The 571-nt window shown below is 37.3% G+C and carries 2 rRNA genes; both read left to right on the top strand.

Features of this window, described 5'->3' with window-relative positions:
- Positions 1 to 3: 3 nt before the first annotated feature.
- Positions 4 to 119, top strand: a 5S ribosomal RNA gene (rrf, locus tag BK579_RS00010).
- Positions 120 to 459: 340 nt separating this feature from the next.
- Positions 460 to 571: ribosomal RNA gene (locus BK579_RS00005) — 16S ribosomal RNA — on the top strand; the annotation flags it as partial.

Here is a 571-nt window from a genome sequence, read left to right as displayed (position 1 = left end):
AAGTCTAGTGATGATGGCGAAGAGGTCACACCCGTTCCCATACCGAACACGGAAGTTAAGCTCTTCAGCGCCGATGGTAGTTGGGGGATTCCCCCTGTGAGAGTAGGACGTCGCTAGGCTTACCATATTTTACAACTTCGTAGAAGTTGACATTGAGAAATGCATATGGTAAGATGGTTATTGTCTCGTAAGAAACAAGTAATCTCCTAAAGATTGCTTTTTATTTTCTAAGTTAACTTCACAGAAGTTGACAAAGAAGAAGTATTATGATACAATGATTAAGTTAACTCGTTTGATCTAACAAAAGTTTTTGTTGGTGAAAAACATGTTGACATTAATAATTTAAAGTGGTAACTTAATAAAGTTGTTTTTAAAAAAGTTCTTTGAAAACTGAACACAATAAACAAGCGTCAACGTTTAATCTATTTTTAAATTTTTATTTGAGCATTCAAATATCTCTTATTGGAGAGTTTGATCCTGGCTCAGGATGAACGCTGGCGGCGTGCCTAATACATGCAAGTCGAGCGGATTAAAGGAAGCTTGCTTCCTTTAATTAGCGGCGGACGGGTGA

Origin of the sequence: Litchfieldia alkalitelluris, from assembly GCF_002019645.1 — a bacterium.
GTDB classification, from domain to species: Bacteria; Bacillota; Bacilli; order Bacillales; family Bacillaceae_L; genus Litchfieldia; species Litchfieldia alkalitelluris.
Note: the sequence above shows the minus strand (reverse complement) of the source record. Positions and strands in the feature narration are given on the sequence as shown.